This is a genomic window from Thermaerobacillus caldiproteolyticus (assembly GCF_015326725.1).
Lineage (GTDB): Bacteria > Bacillota > Bacilli > Bacillales > Anoxybacillaceae > Thermaerobacillus > Thermaerobacillus caldiproteolyticus.
This window is the reverse complement of record NZ_CP064060.1, coordinates 1,901,288-1,921,468: the sequence shown is the minus strand read 5'-3', so window position 1 is coordinate 1,921,468 and position 20,181 is coordinate 1,901,288. Positions and strand designations below refer to the sequence as shown.

The window sequence follows — 20,181 nt, the reverse complement described above, 5'->3', positions numbered from 1 at the left end:
AAGATGAAGCAAAGACGTGCCATTTTAGTCACAGACGGTGATGAGTTTGCATGGCGAACGATTCAATATATTGCTAAACAAATCGGTGGGCGCTGCATTTGTCGCTCGCACGGAAACCCGACAAAGTTAACAGGAGAACAATTGGTCGATCTCATTTTGCAAACCCCGTACGATCCAGTTTTTGTCATGTTCGATGATTGTGGAGCCATTGGAGAAGGAGCGGGGGAAAAAGCGCTCAAATATGTTGCAACACATGAACAAATCGAAGTGCTGGGAGCGATTGCCGTTGCATCTAATACGCATAAGCGTGAATGGACGAGGGTAGATGTCAGCATTGATTGTGACGGAATTTTAACTGAGTACGGGGTAGATAAAGACGGAGTACGCGAATGGGAAGTGGGGCGCATTAACGGAGATACCGTTTATTGCTTAGATCAACTCAATATTCCGATTATTGTCGGCATTGGTGATATTGGCAAAATGGGATATCGCGACCATGTGAAATACGGTTCCCCCATTACACGCAAGGCGGTGGAAATTATCCTAGAAAGGAGTGGATATGATGACAGCACAAACAAACAGCATTCCGATTTTCGAGAAACTTGTCGAGAATGAAAATTTTTTAAAACAAAAAATCGGGATTGGAACGAGTTTTGATTTAGGAATACGGAAAGTGAAAGTATTAAAAAAAGAAGTACATATTTATTATTGCACCGGTTTGTGTGATACGCAGTATTTGGTTGAATTGTTAAAACAGATAGTGCTCATTAATGACCATGAAAGACAAACGGCGCAAGCAAAACAAATTATTGAAAATCGTCTCGTTCACCAACAAGTCAGTCCGGTTGAAAATTTAGATGAGGCCGTTGATAAGTTATTGTCCGGGTTAATTATTATTTTAATCGAGGGAGAAGCGAGCGGATTTGTTGTCGATGTGCGCAGTTATCCTGGACGGCAGCCGCAAGAACCGGATACGGAAAAAGTCGTTCGTGGAGCCCGTGACGGATATGTCGAAAATATTATTGTGAATACGGCTTTAACGCGGCGGCGCATTCGTGATGAACGGCTTCGCTTTGAAATCATCCAAGTCGGAGAACGATCGAAAACAGATATATGTATTGCGTATATTAAAGATGTGGCTGACCCGGGACTTGTGGAATTAGTGAAAAAAGAACTTCAACAAATCAAAATTGACGGCCTTACGATGGGCGATAAGACGGTAGAAGAATTTTTAGTAAAGCAAGGGTACAATCCATACCCGCTCGTCCGTTACACGGAACGGCCGGATGTTGCGGCAACCCATCTTTTAGAAGGGCATGTCCTTATTATGGTTGATACGTCTCCCAGTGTCATTATTACGCCTACCACTTTGTTTCATCACGTTCAACATGCAGAAGAATATCGGCAAAATCCTGCTGTCGGGACGTTCGTGCGCTGGGTGCGCTTTTTAGGTATTTTAGCATCGCTATTCCTTTTACCACTTTGGACTTTATTTGTCATTGAGCCATCGTTATTACCAGACAAATGGGCATTTATTGGACCAAATAAGCATACGAATATTCCTGTCATCGTTCAAATATTTATTGCTGATTTTGGGATTGAGTTTTTGCGAATGGCAGCCATTCATACACCAACACCGTTATCGACTGCGATGGGCTTGATTGCAGCTGTGTTGATCGGGCAAATTGCCATTGATGTTGGATTATTTGTACCCGAAGTCATTTTGTATGTGTCTGTTGCTGCCATTGGCTCATTCGCCACGCCAAGTTATGAATTAAGCATTGCTAATAAAATTGCTCGGCTATTACTCGCATTAGCCGTTGCTTTATTTAAAGTACCGGGGCTTATCATTGGTACAACGATTTATTTGCTTTTTTTAATCCGCACTCGCTCGCTCAATACACCGTATTTATGGCCGTTTATTCCGTTTGATCCGGCAGCGTTTATGCAAATTGTTGTTCGACGCTCTGCTGCCGGTTCAAAAGTAAGACCGAGCATTGTTCATCCGCAAAACCGCCAAAAACAGCCGACATAAAATTGTAAAAATAAGTTGAAACTTTTGCAGAATTATGGTAAGTTATACGTAATCTTTTTTCCGCAGAAAAGGCAGTTAATCACCTTATGTTAACTGTCTTTTTTGCTTTCTATATGTATAAAAATTGATATCGTTGAATAGTTTATCTCGCAGGAATGAGGGATTCGCATGTTTTTCCATGGGACAAGTCGTGTCAATGATAAAGGACATTTAGAGATTGGCGGTGTCGATGCTGTTGAGTTGGCAAAAGAATACGGAACACCGCTGTATATTTATGATGTGGCGCTTATTCGCCAGCGTGCTCGCGCGTTTAAAGAGGCGTTTGAAAAACATGGAGTAAAAGCACAAGTAGCCTATGCCAGCAAGGCGTTTTCAACGATGGCGATGATCCAGTTGGTAGAAGAAGAAGGGCTTTCGCTTGATGTTGTCTCTGGTGGAGAACTGTATACAGCGTTAAAAGCAGGATTTCCTCCTGCGCGCATTCATTTCCATGGCAATAATAAAAGCCGTGATGAATTGGCGATGGCACTTGAGCATGGGGTAGGGTGCATCGTTGTTGATAATTTTTATGAACTGGAGCTGCTTGATGATTTAAGCAAGCAATACGGAGTAACTACCTTTATTTTGCTAAGGGTAACGCCGGGAATTGAGGCACATACACATGATTATATCTTAACGGGACAAGAAGATTCAAAATTCGGCTTTGATTTAAATAACGGGCAGGCAGACGAAGCGCTTGAAAAAGCATTAGCTTCGGCATCTCTGCATGTGTTGGGTCTTCACTGCCATATTGGTTCACAAATTTTTGAAACGACAGGTTTTGTATTAGCAGCACAGAAAATCTTTAAGAAAATCGGCAGCTGGAAAGAAAAATATAAATTTGTTCCGGAAGTCGTCAATCTTGGCGGCGGATTTGGGATTCGCTACACAAGCGAAGACGATCCAATTCCAGCTGCAATGTATGTGGAACAAATTATTCAAGAAGTCAAGAAGCAGGTTATCGAAATAGACATTGCAATGCCAGAAATTTGGATTGAGCCGGGACGTTCGCTAGTCGGTGATGCGGGAACGACAATTTATTCGATCGGTTCACAAAAGGAAGTGCCAAACGTTCGAAAATATGTTGCAGTGGATGGCGGCATGAGCGACAATATTCGTCCGGCGTTATATGAAGCAAAATATGAAGCGGTATTGGCTAACCGCATGCTTGATGAAAATGAAGAAGTCGTTGCAATTGCCGGAAAATGTTGTGAATCAGGAGATATGTTGATTTGGGATTTGCCGCTTCCAAAAGCGGAAGCCGGTGATTATTTAGCCGTATTTTGCACAGGTGCATACGGTTATTCAATGGCTAACAACTATAACCGTATTCCGCGTCCGGCTGTCGTCTTTGTGGAAAACGGGGAAGCTCAGCTTGTTGTGAAGAGAGAAACGTATGAAGATTTGGTGCGCCTAGATGTGCCATTGAAGGCAAAAGTAAATAAATAGGTCACGGGATGGGCCCGTGACCTATTTATTTTTGTTGATCTGTTGAGGTAAATGCTGATTTAATGGCATTCCAAATTTCTTTTAGAATGTCAATGATATTTTGGATAAACGTTTTTCCTTCTTCAGATTGTAAAAATGTCGAAAGTTTGTCTTTTGCTTTGCTTAATTGGTCATTGACTTGATTCCAATCAATGTTTAGGTTTTTCATTTTGTTAAATAAAGAAATTAAGCTGTTGATTTCATCTTCTGTTAAGGTGATCCCAAGATCATTGGCGACTTTTTCAATGATGGAACGCAAGTCCGCATCGGTTTTTGGCGGATTTTTGGCAATTTCTTCTTTTATTCCGGCAAGTAAGGCAACAGCTTTGTCATTGCCAATTGATTCGCCAAGCTTTGCCGTTTTGACCATTTCTTCATTGGCGACTTTTTTCACTTCATCCGGAATGACTTTGTCGGAAGACACTTCGTACGCTTTCATCAGCCCTGTTAAAGCGGCCGTTCCAGATACACGGAATGGAGCGGTAATATAAATTTTTGCATCTTTTACTCCGGCGGTAATGAGTGCGTTCGTGTACATTTCCTCCGTTACCCATGAGATGTTATGCGTTTCTACATCGAGCCCAGAGTCTTTCGGGCCGATCGTAATCATTGATGAGGAAATCGCTCTTGTCCCGATTTGCGCTTTTGGAACAACGCCATCTAGATATTTATGCTCTTCCGCATTGGAAACCGTAATTATTTGCGCATTTTCTGGAGCGTTCATTTCGCTTAATATTTGTTGTTTTTGTTGTTCCGTTAAATTTTCGCCTAATGTAATAATGACATCGCCTTCTGCTGCGTCCGCCGCCGCCATCGCCGGGTACATAAACAGCAGTGACGTTATAAACAATCCAATCAATGTGCGTTTCAAGAGAACAACCTCCTTTTCATTCTTCGTTGTTTTCCTTGTCACCATTCTTATTGTACATAGAATGGATGGAATATAGAAGCAAAATATAGTAGAATAAAAAAGCTCGTTTATTTAGACGATTCAAACAAGATGGAGGTTTCATCATGAAAAAAGCGTTAATTGAAATGGAAAATGGCGATCGTATCGTGATCGAATTATTCCCAAACGAAGCACCAGGAACAGTAGCTAACTTTGAAAAATTAGCAAACGAAGGATTTTATAACGGATTAACATTCCATCGCGTCATTCCGGGATTTGTTAGTCAAGGAGGGTGCCCGCGTGGAAACGGGACAGGTGATGCGGGTTACACGATTAAATGCGAAACAGATAACAATCCGCACAAACATGTGACAGGGGCGGTTTCGATGGCACATCGTGGCCGCGATACAGGTAGCTGCCAATTTTTTATTGTTCATGAACCTCAACCGCATTTAGATGGGGTACATACGGTATTTGGACAAGTAATTGAAGGAATGGATGCTGTGTATCGCATAAAACAAGGCGATGTCATGAAAGAAGTTAAAGTGTGGGAGGAAGAATAAGCTTCTGTTGAAAAAAGACTTAACAGATTAGCGGCTGTTAAGTCTTTTTTGTATAGCTAAAAAGCGAAAAAATGAACCGAAGCATTGATTTATTGGTTATTTATTATAAAGTAAGAACCACGGATAATGGTTTCTGTAAATTCAATTTTTACACTTAGGGAAATGGCGGAAGATACGACCCTAAGTGTTTTTATTGAAAGAATGAAATAGATGAGCAGAAGTTAGTCTAATAAAGGAAGAAATAGCAAACTGATAAGAAGAAGAATAGGTAGTGCCGTAAATACCCAAGCACCTGGCCGAGCAAAATTGACTGTCAAGCCAATCCCAAACCGTTTTTCTACAAAAAGGGATGGATCGTTGCGATTAAAATAAAACATCCCCCATTTCCAATACTCGTCATTATCGTAGTCAACCCAAAGTGTTTCTTCTCCTTTTTCAGTTGTGATTCGACTTCCACCCTGTCCGATTTTAAATGCTAGCCATAATATCCAAATGAATTGTGAAGCAAGTACGATGATAGTTGTTATCATAAGCGCAACTTTAGGAATGTGGGTGATAACAGCCAATTGAATAACGAAAAACAACGTAACCGTTAAAATCGAAGAGCCGATCATGAATAAAGACAAGTGACGTCTAAAAACAATATTTTGTTTTTTTGACTTTTCTGGATTCGCTGCGTTTAATTCTTGTTTCGCTTTTTTTATAGCCGTATTGACAGCCATCATTAGTATAGTGACAAATATTTGGACAATTGGCAAAATAGAAACAGTATATATCGATTTATTTGTATAACGGGTAACATTTCCTTGTAAATCAAAATGGGCCGGTAAACGATCAGGTAGTTTTGGATACGTGCCAATAGTGATTAAGATGGTTAAAAAGGAAATAAAAATAGGGATTAGAAACCATCCGTTTGAATAAACAAGGTGATTTTCCCTAAATTTTATATCGATAATGACACGTTCCTTCCGTTCTACCTTCCAGTTATACTCCTTTTTTAATTGTTTCATCCGTTTATGAAATGGGAGATAGATGAGAAAAGGAGTCAATATGAGCAGGAAGCCGAACAAAACAATAACTATCGCCATTATCGTTTCAGACTCAGGAAAAAATGGGAGAAAAAGGGTAGAGAGTAGCAATAAACTTGTGGTAATTCCTGCTCGGATGGCATACTGTTTTCGTAAATGTTTTATGACTGGTAATTGAGATGCTTCTTCTGGGATGGAGACCCCGAAGCATTGGGTCGGTTTTGTTAAATAAGGAATTGCTGAAAGTAAAATGATTGCAGGAAGAAAAGAAACAATCAAAAGAATCGCATCAGCAATAGACATTAACATTTGCCTCCCTTGAGTTCGATTTCTTCGAAAATTTCTGAACAAAGTGTTAAAAACTGACTTTTGGTTAAATGCCGACAAACGGATTCCATTGCCAAAGGCCGAAGAGAAGCAAATAATCGCTTATAAAACTTATCATCCGCTTTTCTTATTTCTTCGCTGTTAATGACAGCTCCTTTCTTACGGTGAATTTGAATGAAGCCCAGCTGTTTTAAATGTTGGTAAGCTTTGTTCACTGTAAGCATATTTACTCCTAAATCAGCGGCTAATGTTCGTACAGGAGGTAGTTTGTCACCTGGCTTTAATTCCCCGGTAGCAATGCCTTCTATAATAGCGTGAACAAGCTGCATGTAAATCGGAATGTCTGATTGAAAATCTAATTCGATCAACATAAAGTGTCCTCCTTAATATTATTGTTATACATATAGTATAACAAATAAAATAAAAAAATATATAATTTTCAGTAAAAAATTCTTTGGCCACAGATAGTATTTTTTTCGCGCTATAAACTAACTAGTAATAAATTAAAAATTGAAGTTTCCTATGTCCATTGCCCACAACAATTGGTTTGCTTTTGTTGGAACGATAAATGACTAAAGACTTTAACAGATTCGCTTCTATTAGGTCTTTTTTGTATAATTGAACTAAGAGGTGAAGCAAATGAATCGCAAAAATTGGCTGTTATTTTTTATTTTACTGGGAGCAAGTTTGCTCTGGGGGCTTGCATACTGGCTGTTCATTGCTGGCTGATGAGCATTTGAGAATAGACAAATGGCTTTATTGTGCTATAATGATAAAAAATTGAATATAGGGTATCCTTCGGGGCAGGGTGAAATTCCCGACCGGCGGTAATGAAACGAAAGCGTTTCTCAGCCCGCGAGCCGTATAGGCACGATCCGGTGCAATTCCGGAGCCGACAGTATAGTCTGGATGGGAGAAGGATCACACAGCACACGCAATGGAAAAGCTGCTTTCAAAGATTGCTGCTATTAGTGCATGCTTTTCAACCAGTACAGGCAACCTTTTGTTTGCTGTCGTGTCACGTTTGCACGTGATATTGATCGAACAACGAACGGTTTGGCGGACAAATTCATTTATCTGCAGACGTTCTTGTTCGATCAGGGGGGGGCGAACAGCTTTCTTTAGGAGACAGCTATATCACATTTGGTTATGTGCTGTTGTTTGACATTCAAAAAATGTAAATGTCATTGTGATTCTTACATAATCCTGCCCTAGGACTTTTGACCTAGGGTTTTCTTTATGCCAAAAAAGGGGGCGGACGTGATGCAACACGACGAACAGTATATGCGATTGGCCATTGAGTTAGCGAAAGCGGGAATCGGACAGACATCTCCGAACCCGGTCGTCGGTGCTGTTGTTGTGAAAGATGGGGAAATTGTCGGCTTGGGTGCGCATTTAAAAGCGGGGGAGCCACATGCGGAAGTTCACGCGATTCGCATGGCAGGAGAGAAAGCGAAGAACGCAACCGTGTATGTGACGCTTGAGCCATGCAGTCATTTCGGAAAAACGCCCCCGTGCGCGGATTTATTAGTGGACACAGGGGTCAAACGAGTCGTCATCGCAACAACAGACCCGAATCCGCTCGTTGCTGGAAAGGGAATAAAAAAACTGCAAAATGCAGGCATTGATGTAGAGGTTGGCGTGCTCAAAGAGGAAGCGGATGAGTTAAATCGCATCTTTTTCCACTATATCGCGACAAAAACACCGTTTGTCACGTTGAAATATGCGAGCAGCTTAGATGGGAAAATCGCGACGACGACCGGGGAAAGCAAATGGATTACATCGGAAGCAGCACGCCAAGATGCCCATCGTTATCGCGCTATGCATGATGCGATTCTTGTCGGAGTGAACACTGTGATTGCCGATAATCCAAGTTTAGCGGTGAGACTTCCCGAAGGAGGAAAAAACCCGATTCGCGTCATTTTAGATACGCACTTACGCACGCCGCTTGAGGCAAACGTCGTCAATGACGGAGCGGCAGAAACGTGGATTGTCGTTGGGAATCAAGTAAAAGAGGAAAGCATCATGCCATATCGCAGGCGAAATGTACAAGTGATAAAAATGAACGAAGCGAACATCGACATTCGTAAATTGTTAAAAGTGCTTGGCGAAAAGCGGGTAACGTCTTTGTTCGTCGAAGGGGGAGCCAGCGTGCATGGGAGCTTTCTTCAAGCAAAGGCAGTCAACGAAATGGTGGCGTATATCGCGCCGAAAATCATCGGTGGAAAAGAGGCACCAGGTCCTATTGGAGGCAGCGGCTTTGCAAGCATGGCTGATGTGATGAAACTAAAAATTAAAAGCGTCGAAACGATCGGGCCGGATATCAAAATTGTGGCCATACCAAATCAAAAGGGTGAGCGATGATGTTTACTGGAATTATTGAAGAAGTCGGTACGATTGAACAAATGAAGCAGTCGGGAGAAGCGATTGTCATCACGATTGGCGCAAAAAAAATTTTAGAAGATGTTCGGCTCGGTGACAGCATTGCTGTCAACGGGGTTTGCTTGACGGTCACTTCGTTTACGAACCGTTCTTTTACCGTTGATGTCATGCCGGAAACGGTGCGAGCGACGTCGCTGCGCACATTAACGCGAGGGGCAAAAGTGAACTTAGAACGAGCAATGGCGGCAAACGGACGGTTCGGTGGTCATTTCGTTTCTGGACATGTCGACGGAATTGGGGAAATTATTCGTAAAGAACCGGTGGCGAATGCTGTTTATTACGATATTAAAGTGCCGAAAGAGTTGCGTAAATATATGATTTTAAAGGGATCGGTGGCTGTTGATGGAACGAGCTTAACGATTTTCGGGCTCACCGATGACACCTTTACAATTTCACTGATTCCGCACACGCGCGCGGAAACGATTTTAGGCGACAAACAAGTTGGAGATATTGTGAATATTGAGTGTGACGTTATCGGAAAATATGTGGAACAGTTTCTTGCCAGAAAACAAGAACCGGAACAACGCTCACGCATTACTCTCGAATTTTTAAAAGAGCACGGTTATTAAGAAAAGCGGGGCGGCGAAATGCCGCCATCCTGGCTCCGCGGTGAGTAAATGTTCTTCGTCCACAGAAGTGCTTGCACTTCAAGGGAAAAGATTATTTGCCACAAGAGAGCTAGCCGCCGGGCTGGACAGTAAATCAAAATTTATCCTTTCATAGCTATTAAAAAAGGGGGGCTTGTATGTTCAACACGATTGAAGAAGCGATTTACGAATTAATGCAAGGAAATGTCATTATTGTTTGCGATGATGAGGATCGCGAAAATGAAGGAGATTTCGTCGCATTAGCGGAAAAAGCCACACCGGAAGTCATTAACTTTATGATTAAGTACGGACGTGGTCTTGTATGTGTTCCGATTACCGAGGAGCTCGCTGATAAGCTCGATTTAGCGCCGATGGTTAACCATAATACGGATTCTCACGGGACAGCATTTACGGTGAGCGTCGACCACAAATCAACGACAACAGGCATTAGTGCCTACGAACGGGCAACGACGATTCAGGAGCTTCTTAACCCGAATGCGAAAGCGAGCGATTTTAAACGTCCAGGTCACATTTTTCCGCTCGTTGCGAAAAAAGGGGGCGTGTTGCGTCGCGCTGGTCACACGGAAGCAGCGGTTGATTTAGCTCGTTTATGCGGAGCGAAACCGGCTGGAGTCATTTGCGAAATTATTAAGGAAGATGGAACGATGGCGCGCGTGCCGGACTTACGGCAAATCGCTGATGAATTTGATTTAAAAATGATTACGATTAAAGACCTAATTAAGTATCGAAACCGAAAAGAAAAACTGGTCAAACGTGAAGTCGAAATTACGCTTCCGACTGAATTCGGTGAGTTTAAAGCGATCGGATATACGAATTCAGTGGACGGAAAAGAGCATGTAGCACTTGTTAAAGGCGAAGTTATTCCAGATGAACCGATTCTTGTCCGCGTTCATTCCGAGTGCTTAACAGGCGATGTGTTTGGTTCGTATCGTTGCGACTGCGGTCCGCAGCTTCATGCTGCGCTTCGGCAAATTGAAGAAGAAGGTCGGGGCATTTTGTTATATATGCGTCAAGAAGGTCGCGGTATCGGCTTGATCAACAAATTGCGTGCGTATAAACTACAAGAGCAAGGATACGACACGGTAGAGGCAAACGAAAAGCTCGGTTTCCCTGCTGATTTGCGTGATTACGGAATCGGTGCACAAATTTTAAAAGATTTGGGCGTAACGAAAATGCGACTCCTTACGAACAATCCACGAAAAATTGCTGGGTTAAAGGGATATGACCTAGAAGTTGTAGAGCGTGTACCACTACAAATGCCGGTGAAAAAGGAAAATGAAAAATATTTAAAAACAAAATACGAAAAATTAGGCCATATGTTGCATTTTTAAGAAAACCTTGTCGCGATTTTGTAAAAATTGTATTATGATGAAAACAGTTAGCGGAAATGAATTTAGGAGGGGTTTTGGATGAGAATCATGGAAGGAAATCTAGTAGGTACGGGATTAAAAATCGGAATTGTCGTTTCACGATTTAATGAATTCATTACAAGCAAATTGTTGTCGGGAGCATTAGATGGTTTAAAACGACACGGTATTGAAGAACAGGATGTTACCGTGGCATGGGTGCCGGGAGCATTTGAAATTCCGCTTGTAGCGAAAAAAATGGCAGAATCGAAGCAATATGATGCAGTGATTGCCCTAGGTACGGTTATTCGCGGCGCAACAAGTCATTATGATTACGTGTGCAACGAGGTAGCCAAAGGAGTTTCCCATGCGTCGTTATCAACAGGAACTCCGGTCATTTTTGGCGTACTAACGACAGAGACGATTGAACAAGCGATTGAACGCGCCGGAACAAAAGCGGGCAATAAAGGTTGGGAAGCAGCGGTTAGCGCCATCGAAATGGCGAACCTTCTCCGTTCTTTTTCATAAACCATGTGTAAAAAGGCAATGAGGAGTTCACAATAATAACAAGAACGTTTATAATACGTAATGAGAAAACGACTTCCGTACTTTTCTGTCGAAGAAAAGTCTTGTCAGTAATGAGGGATTCTTTATGTTAATTCGTTACCGAAAAAATTACGAAAAAATCGCGATGGGTCTTCTGTCGTTTATGCCGACAGAAAAAGACTTAAAAAAGTTGCAGCAAACGATTAAACAGTACGAAACAGATGATGATTGGCAACTCTTTTTATGGAAAGAAGAGGAGGATATCATCGGCATTATTGGTATTTTAATGCGCGATGAAAATGTTGCCGAAATTCAGCATATTAGTGTCAATCCTTCGCACCGCCACCAAGGTGTTGGAAAACAAATGGTAAAAGCGCTGAAAGAAATGTTTCCTCACTACGTGTTTCAAGCAAACGAATTGACTGCTTCATTTTTAGATAAGTGTGAATAAGAGCATAGAGGCCGTCTATAAAGTAAAATGATTTACTTGTTAGACTGCCTCTTCGCTTTTTTCTTCTGTTCGCGTGCTTCTATGACATCGGAGCGGTCGCGCAACTTATGTTTATGCAGCAAAAATTCGTTATGAAGATCGCTTTCTTTTCCCCATACAAGCCCGCGCTCGCGGCATATCATCTGGCACGTTTTTAACAATTGAACGTCGAAAATCGGAAGTTCAATGCTTCGATACGGTTCACCTTTATCGAGCCGTTCGATGTAGTGCTGCAGTTGCTGTTTTAGCTGTGAATAATCCAGTCCTAACCGTTCGATTGCTGCTTTTTCCCCTTCGAGAAGCGACAGCGCTTTTTGCATCATTCGCCGCGCTCCTCGATCATTCCCGCGCCGATGATGGTACAGAGCCACAGCGATTTGAATAAGAACGACCCACACCTGTTTTCGTCCATCTTGTTTCCAATGCTCTTCTAGTATTTCGTGACATTCAAAATAATCACGGTCTGTGTGAAAATGAAGCAAATAGTCGATATAGGCGTTCGGATACATCATTACACGACCTTTCTATTCATTGTAATCGTATTGTATCATATTGTGCGTAGTGTGTAGGAATTTGAAAAATCATATTGGACAACGCTGTATTATCGTCTATACTTAACGGTAGTGTAGTTGAAAAATGGTGGGATGAATGTGCAATACAATGTAAAAATTGAGGCGTTTGAAGGTCCGCTCGACCTTTTATTGCATTTAATTAACCGCTATGAAATTGATATTTATGACATTCCTGTCGCGGAAATTACGGAACAATATATGGCGTATATTCATGCGATGCAAGAGCTTGAGCTTGATATTGCAAGCGAATATTTAGTGATGGCAGCGACGCTTCTTGCTATCAAAAGCAAAATGTTGTTGCCAAAGCATGAGGAAGAAAGATTGGATGAAGGAATGGAACCGATCGACGAGGATCCGCGGGAAGAATTAATGCAGCGGTTGTTGGAATATAAAAAATTTAAAGAAGCGGCACATGAACTAAAAAAGAGAGAAGAAGAGCGCGCGCTTTTATTTACGAAACCGCCGAGCGATTTAAGCGCCTATGCCACAGCTGTTGAAGTGGAAAAACGGCCGCTTGATGTGAATGTATACGATATGCTCGGGGCTCTTTCAAAATTATTGCGCCGGAAAAAATTACAAAAACCGCTTCATACGAAAATTACGCGTCAAGAGATTTCCATCGAAAAACGAATGGATGAAATTTTAAGCGAATTGCGAAGAACACGAAAGCGGAAAAATTTTTACGACTTGTTCCCTCACTATGACCGCGAGCATATTGTTGTGACATTTTTAGCGATTTTAGAACTCATGAAAAAAAACTTAATCATCATTGAACAAGAACGAAATTTTGCCGATATTTTCATCTCTAGCAACGAAAGGATGACACAAAATGGAGATGAGTGAATATAAAGCGATTGTCGAAGGATTATTATTCGCTGCCGGAGATGAAGGACTGTCGCTCAAACAAATTGCGTCCGTGCTTGATGTCAACGACGAACAAGCATTGACCATCATCGAGGAGCTCAAAGAGGATTATAACCAGCAAAGCCGTGGTATTCATCTTATTGAGCTGGCAGGCGTGTTTCAACTGGCGACAAAGAAAGAGCATGCTCCTTATTTAAAAAAGCTAGTTGAATCACCGGGTTCTTCGTCTTTATCGCAAGCAGCGCTCGAAACGTTAGCCATTGTTGCTTATCGCCAGCCGATTACAAGAGCGGAAATCGAAGAAATTCGCGGCGTAAAAAGCGATAAGCCGTTGCAAACGTTAATTGCCAAGGCGCTCGTGAAAGAAGTGGGAAGGGCGGAAGGAACAGGCAGGCCGATTTTATACGGAACGACAAAGGAATTTTTAGACTATTTTGGTTTAAAAACGTTAGAAGAGCTGCCACAGCTGCCGGAATTGAGTGAAGACGAAAACATGGAGCGAGAGGCGGATTTATTCTTTGAAAAATTTGAAGAAACTTTTAACGAACAGACGTGATTATGATAAGATAGAAGTAGCTTATTTTGTCTTTGTTCTCGCGGTTAAAGGGGGCTTAGTGTATGCGGATCCGCCGATGTCAAGGATACGAATTAGAAAAAGCGCAGCCGAATACGTCCGAAGACTTTTTTAATCGGTCGGAAGTGACGTTCGTGGAAGACGGAGATGAGAAGACACTGCATGTGTTATATGTACGTTATTTTGAAGAGGCATTTCCGTCCTTTACTCCATATGAACAAGACCCGATTTTTTCCGTTCAAGGGCGCGATGTCTATTTCAAGGATATTGTCGCACTCGTTTGCTTGTTGAAAAATCCAAGTTTCCGTCATCGCAAGCGTGTCTATGTCAATGAAGAAAAGGAATTCCGCCGCTATTTTGAGCATATTGAATTTACAAAGCTTCCCGAGATTTTTGCAGCCTTAGAAACAAAAGGAGAATATGAATTAACGTCACCTCTCCTTTTTATTACACAGCCATCTTAAACGGATATGGGGGTCTTTTCGTATGGGAAATTCCATCGTCATGAGCCAAACGAAACAAGTTGAAGCGTTTTTGCAACAAACGGTGAAAGCCATTTCTGACTACTTGAATGAAACGACGATTACTGGATTGCTCCATGAGCAAGAAGGTGGACGCAAAGCGTATTATGAACAATTGTTTTCGAATTTACGGCGCCTTGTTGTTTATTGTGAAGAAGGCTTAGAAGCATGCCGAGTTGTGTTAAGCGATGAGCCGTTTCGCAAAGCTGCGGCAGAAAAGGTCCTTTATCGCATTTATCATTCGTGCATTTCCGAATTTTTTGCGCCAAAAGGCGATACTTGGTATGAGGATAGCCGCTCAGCATACACAGGGAGAAATTCCATTAAATTCCGGCAAACGCCACCTTCTTCATTCAAAAACCTTCTCTCATCGCTCGAAAGTGGATTTCAAACGATTCGCGAGGAGCTCGAATTTTACGAGACTGATTATCGCACGAAAATCATTCAATCGAAATAACAATCGGAGCTGTCTCCTTATGTGTCGGGAGACAGCCGTTTTAATTTTTGTGCTTTTGTTTGTTAGCGTCCTGTACTTTTGAGCATCCAAACACTTCGATACGGGAGAAACGTTTGATTTTCAAAGCAGGCCTATACCGCTTTCATTTTTTACTCTGTTCTCGGTTTTATCGGGGTACAAGCTGGCTGGTTCACAACGTTTGTAGACTCTGCGAGCTTCTGCAAGTAATAACATTCTTCTCTTGCCATGTGGTCCGCCATGAGCGGTGTTAACACCCCTAATATTTCTTTGTTTAACTCCATCTCTTCTAATTCGTGTAAAAAGTTTTGGAAGATGACCATCTCTAATTCAATGTCCCGATGAAAGCGGGCTAATGCTGGGAAATCGTATAGATTCGTTCGCAAATATCCAGCCATCTCAATCGCTTTTAAGTAAAAGGCTTCCCATTCTTTTGTAAACGTATCACTTTGTTGCTTTAATTCTTTTTCGACGCTATCCAAATGATCGTTAATCGCCCCTGCGTGACCTGCAGCGTCAAGTAGCCATAGTAGGTCATGGTGAAGTGGATGAACGGCAGGAGGTAGTTTCCTCTGTACGAGATAGCTAGCGATTCGCAACCATTCATCCAGTTCGTTGACCATATGATTTAAAAACGATGGGGGCAAAGAAAAGCTGATTTTATCTGTTAACAATCTTTTTAGTAAATGAAGTTTAAATACCCGCAATTGTTCGCCTGCTTCTTTTCCCCGCTTAACAAGCTCTAGTAAACTTGCATATCCTCCACGTGCCTGTTCTAGCAGTTCATCAAACAGAAAAATAAATTGTTTGGCCCGTTTGATTTCATTTGTTTCTTTTTCAGCAAGGGATTCATCAATAAATCGGCAATGGTCGCCGAGAATTTGCATCCAAAATTGCAGCTCAAATGCCGCCTCTTGTTCAAAGGTTTTTTTCACTGTTTCTCACCTCGTTTTTATATGTATGAACATTGGTGAATTGGGGTGCGCAAAGACAAGAACGATTTTTAGGCTCACGGCATACGATATGGCGACAAACGAAGAGGAGGTTTTTTATGGAACAACAAGAACGTTTTCAACAATATGTCAATGACGTAATCGAATGGGGAAAACAAATGGAGCAGCGATATGCGGAGCGCGGCGAAGAAGAGATTCACGCTGATATTGAAGCGTTGCTCTCTCGCCTTAAACAACATGAAGAGGTATGGACAGAAGAGGACATTTACGACATTCAAACAATGGTGGATGATTTGTATGAAAAAGCAGAGCGAAGGGAAGACAGAGATCGTCAAGGGCGTGTTCCGATCGGCGGCCATAAGCTTCCGCCGCTTCCGTATCGATATGATGCGCTTGAGCCGCATATTTCGGAGGAAATTATGCGCCTTCATCATACGAAGCATCACCAAAGTTATGTTGACGGATTAAATAAAGCGGAAAAAATGATGCAAAAAGCGCGAGAAACGAATGATTATGAATTGTTAAAGCATTGGGAGCGAGAAGCAGCGTTTCACGGCTCCGGCCATTACTTACACACGATTTTTTGGAACAATATGACACCGAAAGGAGGGGGAGAACCGCGCGGAGGATTGTTGGAGCGAATTAAGGCCGATTTTGGCAGTTTTGAGAGATTTAAAAGACATTTTACGGAAGCAGCCAAAAGCGTCGAAGGGGTCGGCTGGGTGATTCTTGTCTGGTCGCCACGCTCACACCGATTGGAAATTTTACAAACGGAAAAGCATCAATTGATGACGCAATGGGATACGGTTCCGTTACTTGTGTTAGATGTGTGGGAACATGCGTATTATTTGCAATATAAAAATGACCGTACCGCTTATATTAACAGTTGGTGGAACGTCGTTCATTGGCGGAATGTGGAACAGCGTTTTGAACAAGCGAACAAGCTTCGGTGGAGACCATTTTAAGTTGATAGCGGGAAGGAATTTCCTTCCCTTTTATGCGGTTAGATGAGACTTGTACATTTTCAAGCATATCCATTCATTTTGTGCATACACTTGTACAAAACGGAAAAAGGGATGGGATTACATGGAGCTAGGGAAACGGTGTATGGTACTCATCATAGCGCTTACCATGTTTTTTTCATGTATTCCGAACAAAACAGAAGCAGTCGGAGAAGTTAGCGCGCAAAGTGCGATTTTAATGGAGCAACATTCGGGACGAGTACTATTTGAAAAAGACGCACATACGAAGAGACGCATTGCAAGCATCACCAAAATTATGACGGCCATTTTAGCGATTGAATCGGGAAAAATGGACGAAACGGTAACGGTGAGCTCTCGTGCTGTTCGTGCGGAAGGATCGTCCGTTTATTTGAAAGAGGGAGAAAAAATCAAGTTGCGCGATCTCGTATATGGACTGATGCTTCGTTCGGGGAATGATGCGGCAATTGCTATCGCTGAATATGTCGGGGGAAGCGTTGAAGGTTTTGTGTTTTTGATGAACCAAAAAGCGGCAGAAATCGGAATGAGAGATACTGAGTTTGCGAATCCCCACGGATTAGATGATGCGGAGAATCATTACTCTACCGCCTACGATATGGCGTTATTAATGCAGTATGCGATGCAGAATAAAGAGTTTCGGAAAATTGCAGGAACAAAAGTATATCGTGCCCCCAATCCCGGGGAAAAATGGGATCGAGTCTGGCGCAATAAAAATAAATTGCTCACGAAACTTTATGAGTATTGCACAGGGGGAAAAACGGGATATACGAAACGAGCGAAACGCACGCTCGTCACGACTGCTTCCAAAGACGGTTTAGATTTAATCGCGGTGACGCTGGATGCACCGGATGACTGGAATGACCATATTGCAATGTACGAATACGGGTTTGAAGATTATGTCATCGCCAAAGTAGACGACAAACGGATGATCAACAAAATTAAGGATGACTTTTATCATAATAAGATTCGCGTGAGCCGCGATTTAATGTATCCTGTGACAGAAGAGGAAATGAAACAGCTACATGTTAAGATTCAACTCATCAAACCAAAAAAAGAATGGAAGAAAGATGAACGCGATATCCCTGACGTTGTTGGCAAAGCGGTGCTTTATTTAGACGACGAAGCGGTTGATGAGGTACCAATTTTGTACGAGCATTCATCAAATGCTGTGTCTAATGATTCGATTGGGAAGTTATTTTTCTTTTTAGGTGTGGGGAACGATGGTTAACGTAATTTGGGTAATGATGGCGATTATCGGAATTTTCTTTGCGATGGCCCATGGAACGATGGATGAAGTGAACGAAGCGGTATTTAAAGGTGCAAAAGAAGCGGTGACAATCAGCATCGGTATGATTAGTATTTTAGTGTTTTGGCTTGGATTGATGAGAATTGCAGAGGAAGCAGGATTGCTTGCTAAGCTTTCTAATTTATGTAAACCATTTGTTCGCCGCCTTTTTCCAGAGGTGCCGGCAAACCATCCGGCGATGGGGTATATCGTCTCGAATATGATTGCGAATATGTTTGGTCTGGGGAATGCCGCAACACCGATCGGAATTAAAGCAATGGAAGAGCTGAAAAAATTAAATGGCTATAAAGACGAGGCGAGCCGCTCAATGGTCACATTTTTGGCGATTAACACGTCAAGCATTACGCTTATTCCGGCGACGGTTATTTCGATTCGGATGACATATGGCTCTGCGGCTCCTGGAGACATTATCGGCACGACTCTTGTTGCTTCCACCATTTCCACGATTGGTGCCATTTTCATCGATCGATATTATTATTGGAAGAGAGTGCGGAAAGGTGGGAAGAGGAGATGAGCCTGATTCAGCTAATTTCCATTTGGCTGATCCCTGTCACCATTGCCTTTATTCTTTTATATGGGACGTTTAAAAAAGTGCCGACATATGAAGCGTTTGTCGAGGGGGGAAAAGAAGGCATTCAAATCGCCTTTTCCGTGATTCCGTATTTAGTCGGCATGCTTGTATCGATTTCGATTTTTCGAGCCTCCGGGGCCTTGGACTATATAATGAATTTCATTGAGCCGCTCGTTAAAACGATTGGCATTCCCGTAGAAGTCGTGCCGCTGGCGATGATTCGCACCATTTCCGGCACAGCCGCTTTAGGCATGACGACCGATTTGATTGCCACATACGGACCGGATTCGTTTATCGGTCGGCTTGCGTCGACGATTCAAGGGAGTACGGAAACAACGTTGTATGTGTTAACCGTTTACTTTGGCGCTGTCGGTATTAAAAAGATGGGAGATGCGTTGAAAGTAGGGATTTTAGCCGATATCCTTAGTTTTATCATTTCGTTTTTTATTGTATTATTTGTATTTGGTAGATAGGAAAAGCAGAGAAGAGCCGTTAAGTGCAATGGACAAATATTCTTTCTTTGAAGAAGTGCCTGCATTGCCGAGAGGGCGGGGGTGTTTTCGAGTTACATAAAGCATCACTTTTTAAATCATATTTTGGGCAAGTGTGGCATGGAAGACAACTAGCTGCGAGCCGGGCAAAACGGTTTTTCGTTAAAATGGCTGCGTTCTTCACCTTTAAAAAAGTGACCTACCTGTGAAGTGACCCCTGTCAAGTAGACAGGAATAAAAAAGCACATTTAAGCAGCCTGAGTCCTATATTCATAAGGACTCAGGTTATTTCACTTCTTTTGGAAACGTTGATGGTTATAAAAACGAATATATTGGTGTACGGCATCCTTCACCTCTTCGGCCGTGCGGAAAGAGTACAGATGGAAACATTCTGCCTTGAAATGGCTGAAGAAGTTTTCCATGCAGGCATTGTCCAAACCGTTTCCTTTTCTGGACATACTGGCCTTTATATTGTATCTTTTTAGTAGGTTGTTGTATTGACGGGATGTATACGGGAACCCCTGATCACTATGTAGGAGGAGTCCATTTACATTCCGTTTTTTTATGGCCTTTTTTAGCGTGTCGATGACCAGTTTGATGTCATTTCTTTGACTGATATGATAGGCCACGATTTCATTGTTGTATAGATCTTTAATGACGGACAAATAGAGCTTTTGCCCATTAAAAATGAAATAGGTAATATCTGTCACCCACTTCTCGTTTGGCTTTGATGCGTGGAAATCTCGGTTTAGATGATTGTCCGAAATCACATAAGGCTCTTTCTTTCCGTAATAAGGCCGTTTCTTCCGAATCACCGCCCGGATTCCCATCTCCCTCATCAGCCTTTGTACTCGTTTATGGTTGATATCCAGTTTGTATTTCCGTTTCAGCCAAACTTTGACTCTCCGATACCCGTAGATTCCTTTCACTTCTTCATGGCACTCTTTGATTTTTTCCTTTAGCTGCTCGTCTTCCAAGTGCTTCCGAGAAGGGCGTTCCTGTCGTTTTACCCACTTGTAATATCCGCTTCGAGACACGCCTGCTATAGTTGA

General features: G+C 42.2%; 23 protein-coding genes and 1 riboswitch. Of the genes, 17 read left to right on the top strand and 6 right to left on the bottom strand.

Features of this window, described 5'->3' with window-relative positions:
- The first annotated feature begins 3 nt into the window (after window positions 1-3).
- The 3 genes from ISX45_RS09550 (at window position 4) to lysA (ending at window position 3,523) form a co-directional block, all read left to right on the top strand.
- Complete coding sequence (locus tag ISX45_RS09550; RefSeq protein WP_194518841.1) at window positions 4-615, top strand: stage V sporulation protein SpoVABEA; 612 nt, start codon at window positions 4-6, stop codon at window positions 613-615.
- A complete protein-coding gene (locus ISX45_RS09545; protein WP_181554268.1) occupies window positions 563-2,035 on the top strand; it encodes a spore germination protein in 1,473 nt (490 codons plus the stop codon). Before ISX45_RS09550 ends, ISX45_RS09545 begins: the two co-directional genes overlap by 53 nt.
- 168 nt (window positions 2,036-2,203) lie before the next feature.
- Window positions 2,204-3,523 carry a diaminopimelate decarboxylase gene (gene lysA / locus ISX45_RS09540; protein WP_194518840.1) on the top strand — a complete coding sequence of 440 codons (1,320 nt, stop codon included), beginning with the start codon at window positions 2,204-2,206 and terminating at the stop codon, window positions 3,521-3,523.
- Window positions 3,524-3,548: 25 nt separating this feature from the next.
- Here the strand turns inward: lysA and ISX45_RS09535 are convergent, their stop codons facing one another.
- Entirely contained in the window at window positions 3,549-4,388 is an 840-nt protein-coding gene (locus tag ISX45_RS09535) for a DUF1002 domain-containing protein (RefSeq protein ID WP_228485721.1), read from the bottom strand.
- Between the two features lie 185 nt (window positions 4,389-4,573).
- Here ISX45_RS09535 and ISX45_RS09530 point away from each other — a divergent pair, with 185 nt between their 5' ends.
- Window positions 4,574-5,014 carry a peptidylprolyl isomerase gene (locus ISX45_RS09530; RefSeq protein WP_181554841.1) on the top strand — a complete coding sequence of 147 codons (441 nt, stop codon included), beginning with the start codon at window positions 4,574-4,576 and terminating at the stop codon, window positions 5,012-5,014.
- Window positions 5,015-5,235: 221 nt separating this feature from the next.
- On the opposite strand, the gene ISX45_RS09525 is transcribed toward ISX45_RS09530, so the two are convergent.
- Together ISX45_RS09525 and ISX45_RS09520 are read right to left on the bottom strand one after the other, a co-directional pair.
- Window positions 5,236-6,345 (bottom strand): DUF1648 domain-containing protein, encoded by a 1,110-nt coding sequence (locus ISX45_RS09525; protein WP_194518838.1) that lies wholly within the window; start codon window positions 6,343-6,345, stop codon window positions 5,236-5,238.
- Entirely contained in the window at window positions 6,345-6,740 is a 396-nt protein-coding gene (locus ISX45_RS09520; RefSeq protein ID WP_181554264.1) for a GntR family transcriptional regulator, read from the bottom strand. Before ISX45_RS09520 ends, ISX45_RS09525 begins: the two co-directional genes overlap by 1 nt.
- 419 nt (window positions 6,741-7,159) lie before the next feature.
- Window positions 7,160-7,294: riboswitch (FMN riboswitch) on the top strand.
- Between the two features lie 338 nt (window positions 7,295-7,632).
- Between ISX45_RS09520 and ribD the strand changes: the two genes are divergently transcribed.
- From ribD to ISX45_RS09495, 5 genes are all read left to right on the top strand, one after another.
- Window positions 7,633-8,733, top strand: coding sequence for a bifunctional diaminohydroxyphosphoribosylaminopyrimidine deaminase/5-amino-6-(5-phosphoribosylamino)uracil reductase RibD (gene ribD, locus ISX45_RS09515; RefSeq protein ID WP_194518837.1), 1,101 nt, complete (start codon window positions 7,633-7,635; stop codon window positions 8,731-8,733).
- On the top strand, window positions 8,733-9,380 hold the full coding sequence (ribE, locus tag ISX45_RS09510) for a riboflavin synthase (protein ID WP_181554840.1): 648 nt from the start codon (window positions 8,733-8,735) through the stop codon (window positions 9,378-9,380). Before ribD ends, ribE begins: the two co-directional genes overlap by 1 nt.
- A 176-nt stretch (window positions 9,381-9,556) precedes the next feature.
- Window positions 9,557-10,750 (top strand): bifunctional 3,4-dihydroxy-2-butanone-4-phosphate synthase/GTP cyclohydrolase II, encoded by a 1,194-nt coding sequence (locus ISX45_RS09505; protein ID WP_181554262.1) that lies wholly within the window; start codon window positions 9,557-9,559, stop codon window positions 10,748-10,750.
- A 78-nt stretch (window positions 10,751-10,828) separates the two neighbouring features.
- Complete coding sequence (ribH, locus tag ISX45_RS09500) at window positions 10,829-11,293, top strand: 6,7-dimethyl-8-ribityllumazine synthase (RefSeq protein ID WP_181554261.1); 465 nt, start codon at window positions 10,829-10,831, stop codon at window positions 11,291-11,293.
- 124 nt (window positions 11,294-11,417) lie between these two features.
- Window positions 11,418-11,762 carry a GNAT family N-acetyltransferase gene (locus ISX45_RS09495; RefSeq protein WP_194518836.1) on the top strand — a complete coding sequence of 115 codons (345 nt, stop codon included), beginning with the start codon at window positions 11,418-11,420 and terminating at the stop codon, window positions 11,760-11,762.
- Window positions 11,763-11,794: 32 nt separating this feature from the next.
- Here ISX45_RS09495 and ISX45_RS09490 read toward each other — a convergent pair whose 3' ends face one another.
- Entirely contained in the window at window positions 11,795-12,310 is a 516-nt protein-coding gene (locus tag ISX45_RS09490; protein ID WP_194520677.1) for a DUF309 domain-containing protein, read from the bottom strand.
- Between the two features lie 135 nt (window positions 12,311-12,445).
- Here ISX45_RS09490 and ISX45_RS09485 point away from each other — a divergent pair, with 135 nt between their 5' ends.
- From ISX45_RS09485 to ISX45_RS09470, 4 genes are all read left to right on the top strand, one after another.
- Entirely contained in the window at window positions 12,446-13,216 is a 771-nt protein-coding gene (locus tag ISX45_RS09485) for a segregation/condensation protein A (RefSeq protein ID WP_181554259.1), read from the top strand.
- A complete protein-coding gene (gene scpB, locus ISX45_RS09480) occupies window positions 13,203-13,793 on the top strand; it encodes an SMC-Scp complex subunit ScpB (protein WP_181554258.1) in 591 nt (196 codons plus the stop codon). The genes ISX45_RS09485 and scpB overlap by 14 nt, the downstream gene beginning before the upstream one ends.
- A gap of 62 nt (window positions 13,794-13,855) precedes the next feature.
- Window positions 13,856-14,275, top strand: coding sequence for a hypothetical protein (locus tag ISX45_RS09475; RefSeq protein WP_194518835.1), 420 nt, complete (start codon window positions 13,856-13,858; stop codon window positions 14,273-14,275).
- A gap of 22 nt (window positions 14,276-14,297) precedes the next feature.
- Entirely contained in the window at window positions 14,298-14,789 is a 492-nt protein-coding gene (locus ISX45_RS09470) for a YpuI family protein (RefSeq protein ID WP_194518834.1), read from the top strand.
- Between the two features lie 149 nt (window positions 14,790-14,938).
- Here ISX45_RS09470 and ISX45_RS09465 read toward each other — a convergent pair whose 3' ends face one another.
- Window positions 14,939-15,742 (bottom strand): DUF2935 domain-containing protein, encoded by an 804-nt coding sequence (locus ISX45_RS09465; protein ID WP_194518833.1) that lies wholly within the window; start codon window positions 15,740-15,742, stop codon window positions 14,939-14,941.
- Between the two features lie 116 nt (window positions 15,743-15,858).
- Here ISX45_RS09465 and ISX45_RS09460 point away from each other — a divergent pair, with 116 nt between their 5' ends.
- The 4 genes from ISX45_RS09460 (at window position 15,859) to ISX45_RS09445 (ending at window position 19,111) form a co-directional block, all read left to right on the top strand.
- Window positions 15,859-16,725: a superoxide dismutase gene (locus ISX45_RS09460; protein WP_194518832.1), complete on the top strand. Its 867-nt coding sequence runs from the start codon at window positions 15,859-15,861 to the stop codon at window positions 16,723-16,725.
- Between the two features lie 121 nt (window positions 16,726-16,846).
- Entirely contained in the window at window positions 16,847-17,989 is a 1,143-nt protein-coding gene (locus tag ISX45_RS09455; protein WP_194518831.1) for a D-alanyl-D-alanine carboxypeptidase family protein, read from the top strand.
- Window positions 17,982-18,581, top strand: coding sequence for a nucleoside recognition domain-containing protein (locus ISX45_RS09450; RefSeq protein WP_194518830.1), 600 nt, complete (start codon window positions 17,982-17,984; stop codon window positions 18,579-18,581). The genes ISX45_RS09455 and ISX45_RS09450 overlap by 8 nt, the downstream gene beginning before the upstream one ends.
- The gene (locus ISX45_RS09445) at window positions 18,578-19,111 is read left to right on the top strand and encodes a spore maturation protein (RefSeq protein ID WP_181554251.1); all 534 of its coding nucleotides are present in this window, start codon (window positions 18,578-18,580) and stop codon (window positions 19,109-19,111) included. Before ISX45_RS09450 ends, ISX45_RS09445 begins: the two co-directional genes overlap by 4 nt.
- 308 nt (window positions 19,112-19,419) lie before the next feature.
- Here ISX45_RS09445 and ISX45_RS09440 read toward each other — a convergent pair whose 3' ends face one another.
- Window positions 19,420-20,166, bottom strand: a complete 747-nt coding sequence (locus tag ISX45_RS09440) for an IS3 family transposase (protein ID WP_194518829.1) — start codon at window positions 20,164-20,166, stop codon at window positions 19,420-19,422.
- Between the last annotated feature and the right edge of the window lie 15 nt (window positions 20,167-20,181).

Excerpts from the sequence above, each read along its gene's own strand:
- ISX45_RS09550 (WP_194518841.1), top strand. The coding sequence starts at position 4 with ATGAAGCAAAGACGTGCCATTTTAGTCACAGACGGTGATGAGTTTGCA.
- ISX45_RS09545 (WP_181554268.1), top strand. The coding sequence starts at position 563 with ATGACAGCACAAACAAACAGCATTCCGATTTTCGAGAAACTTGTCGAG.
- lysA (WP_194518840.1), top strand. The coding sequence starts at position 2,204 with ATGTTTTTCCATGGGACAAGTCGTGTCAATGATAAAGGACATTTAGAG.
- ISX45_RS09535 (WP_228485721.1), bottom strand. The coding sequence starts at position 4,388 with ATGTACCCGGCGATGGCGGCGGCGGACGCAGCAGAAGGCGATGTCATT.
- ISX45_RS09525 (WP_194518838.1), bottom strand. The coding sequence starts at position 6,345 with ATGTCTATTGCTGATGCGATTCTTTTGATTGTTTCTTTTCTTCCTGCA.
- ISX45_RS09520 (WP_181554264.1), bottom strand. The coding sequence starts at position 6,740 with ATGTTGATCGAATTAGATTTTCAATCAGACATTCCGATTTACATGCAG.
- ribD (WP_194518837.1), top strand. The coding sequence starts at position 7,633 with ATGCAACACGACGAACAGTATATGCGATTGGCCATTGAGTTAGCGAAA.
- ribE (WP_181554840.1), top strand. The coding sequence starts at position 8,733 with ATGTTTACTGGAATTATTGAAGAAGTCGGTACGATTGAACAAATGAAG.
- ISX45_RS09505 (WP_181554262.1), top strand. The coding sequence starts at position 9,557 with ATGTTCAACACGATTGAAGAAGCGATTTACGAATTAATGCAAGGAAAT.
- ribH (WP_181554261.1), top strand. The coding sequence starts at position 10,829 with ATGAGAATCATGGAAGGAAATCTAGTAGGTACGGGATTAAAAATCGGA.
- ISX45_RS09495 (WP_194518836.1), top strand. The coding sequence starts at position 11,418 with ATGTTAATTCGTTACCGAAAAAATTACGAAAAAATCGCGATGGGTCTT.
- ISX45_RS09490 (WP_194520677.1), bottom strand. The coding sequence starts at position 12,310 with ATGTATCCGAACGCCTATATCGACTATTTGCTTCATTTTCACACAGAC.
- ISX45_RS09485 (WP_181554259.1), top strand. The coding sequence starts at position 12,446 with ATGAATGTGCAATACAATGTAAAAATTGAGGCGTTTGAAGGTCCGCTC.
- scpB (WP_181554258.1), top strand. The coding sequence starts at position 13,203 with ATGGAGATGAGTGAATATAAAGCGATTGTCGAAGGATTATTATTCGCT.
- ISX45_RS09475 (WP_194518835.1), top strand. The coding sequence starts at position 13,856 with ATGCGGATCCGCCGATGTCAAGGATACGAATTAGAAAAAGCGCAGCCG.
- ISX45_RS09470 (WP_194518834.1), top strand. The coding sequence starts at position 14,298 with ATGGGAAATTCCATCGTCATGAGCCAAACGAAACAAGTTGAAGCGTTT.
- ISX45_RS09460 (WP_194518832.1), top strand. The coding sequence starts at position 15,859 with ATGGAACAACAAGAACGTTTTCAACAATATGTCAATGACGTAATCGAA.
- ISX45_RS09455 (WP_194518831.1), top strand. The coding sequence starts at position 16,847 with ATGGAGCTAGGGAAACGGTGTATGGTACTCATCATAGCGCTTACCATG.
- ISX45_RS09450 (WP_194518830.1), top strand. The coding sequence starts at position 17,982 with ATGGTTAACGTAATTTGGGTAATGATGGCGATTATCGGAATTTTCTTT.
- ISX45_RS09445 (WP_181554251.1), top strand. The coding sequence starts at position 18,578 with ATGAGCCTGATTCAGCTAATTTCCATTTGGCTGATCCCTGTCACCATT.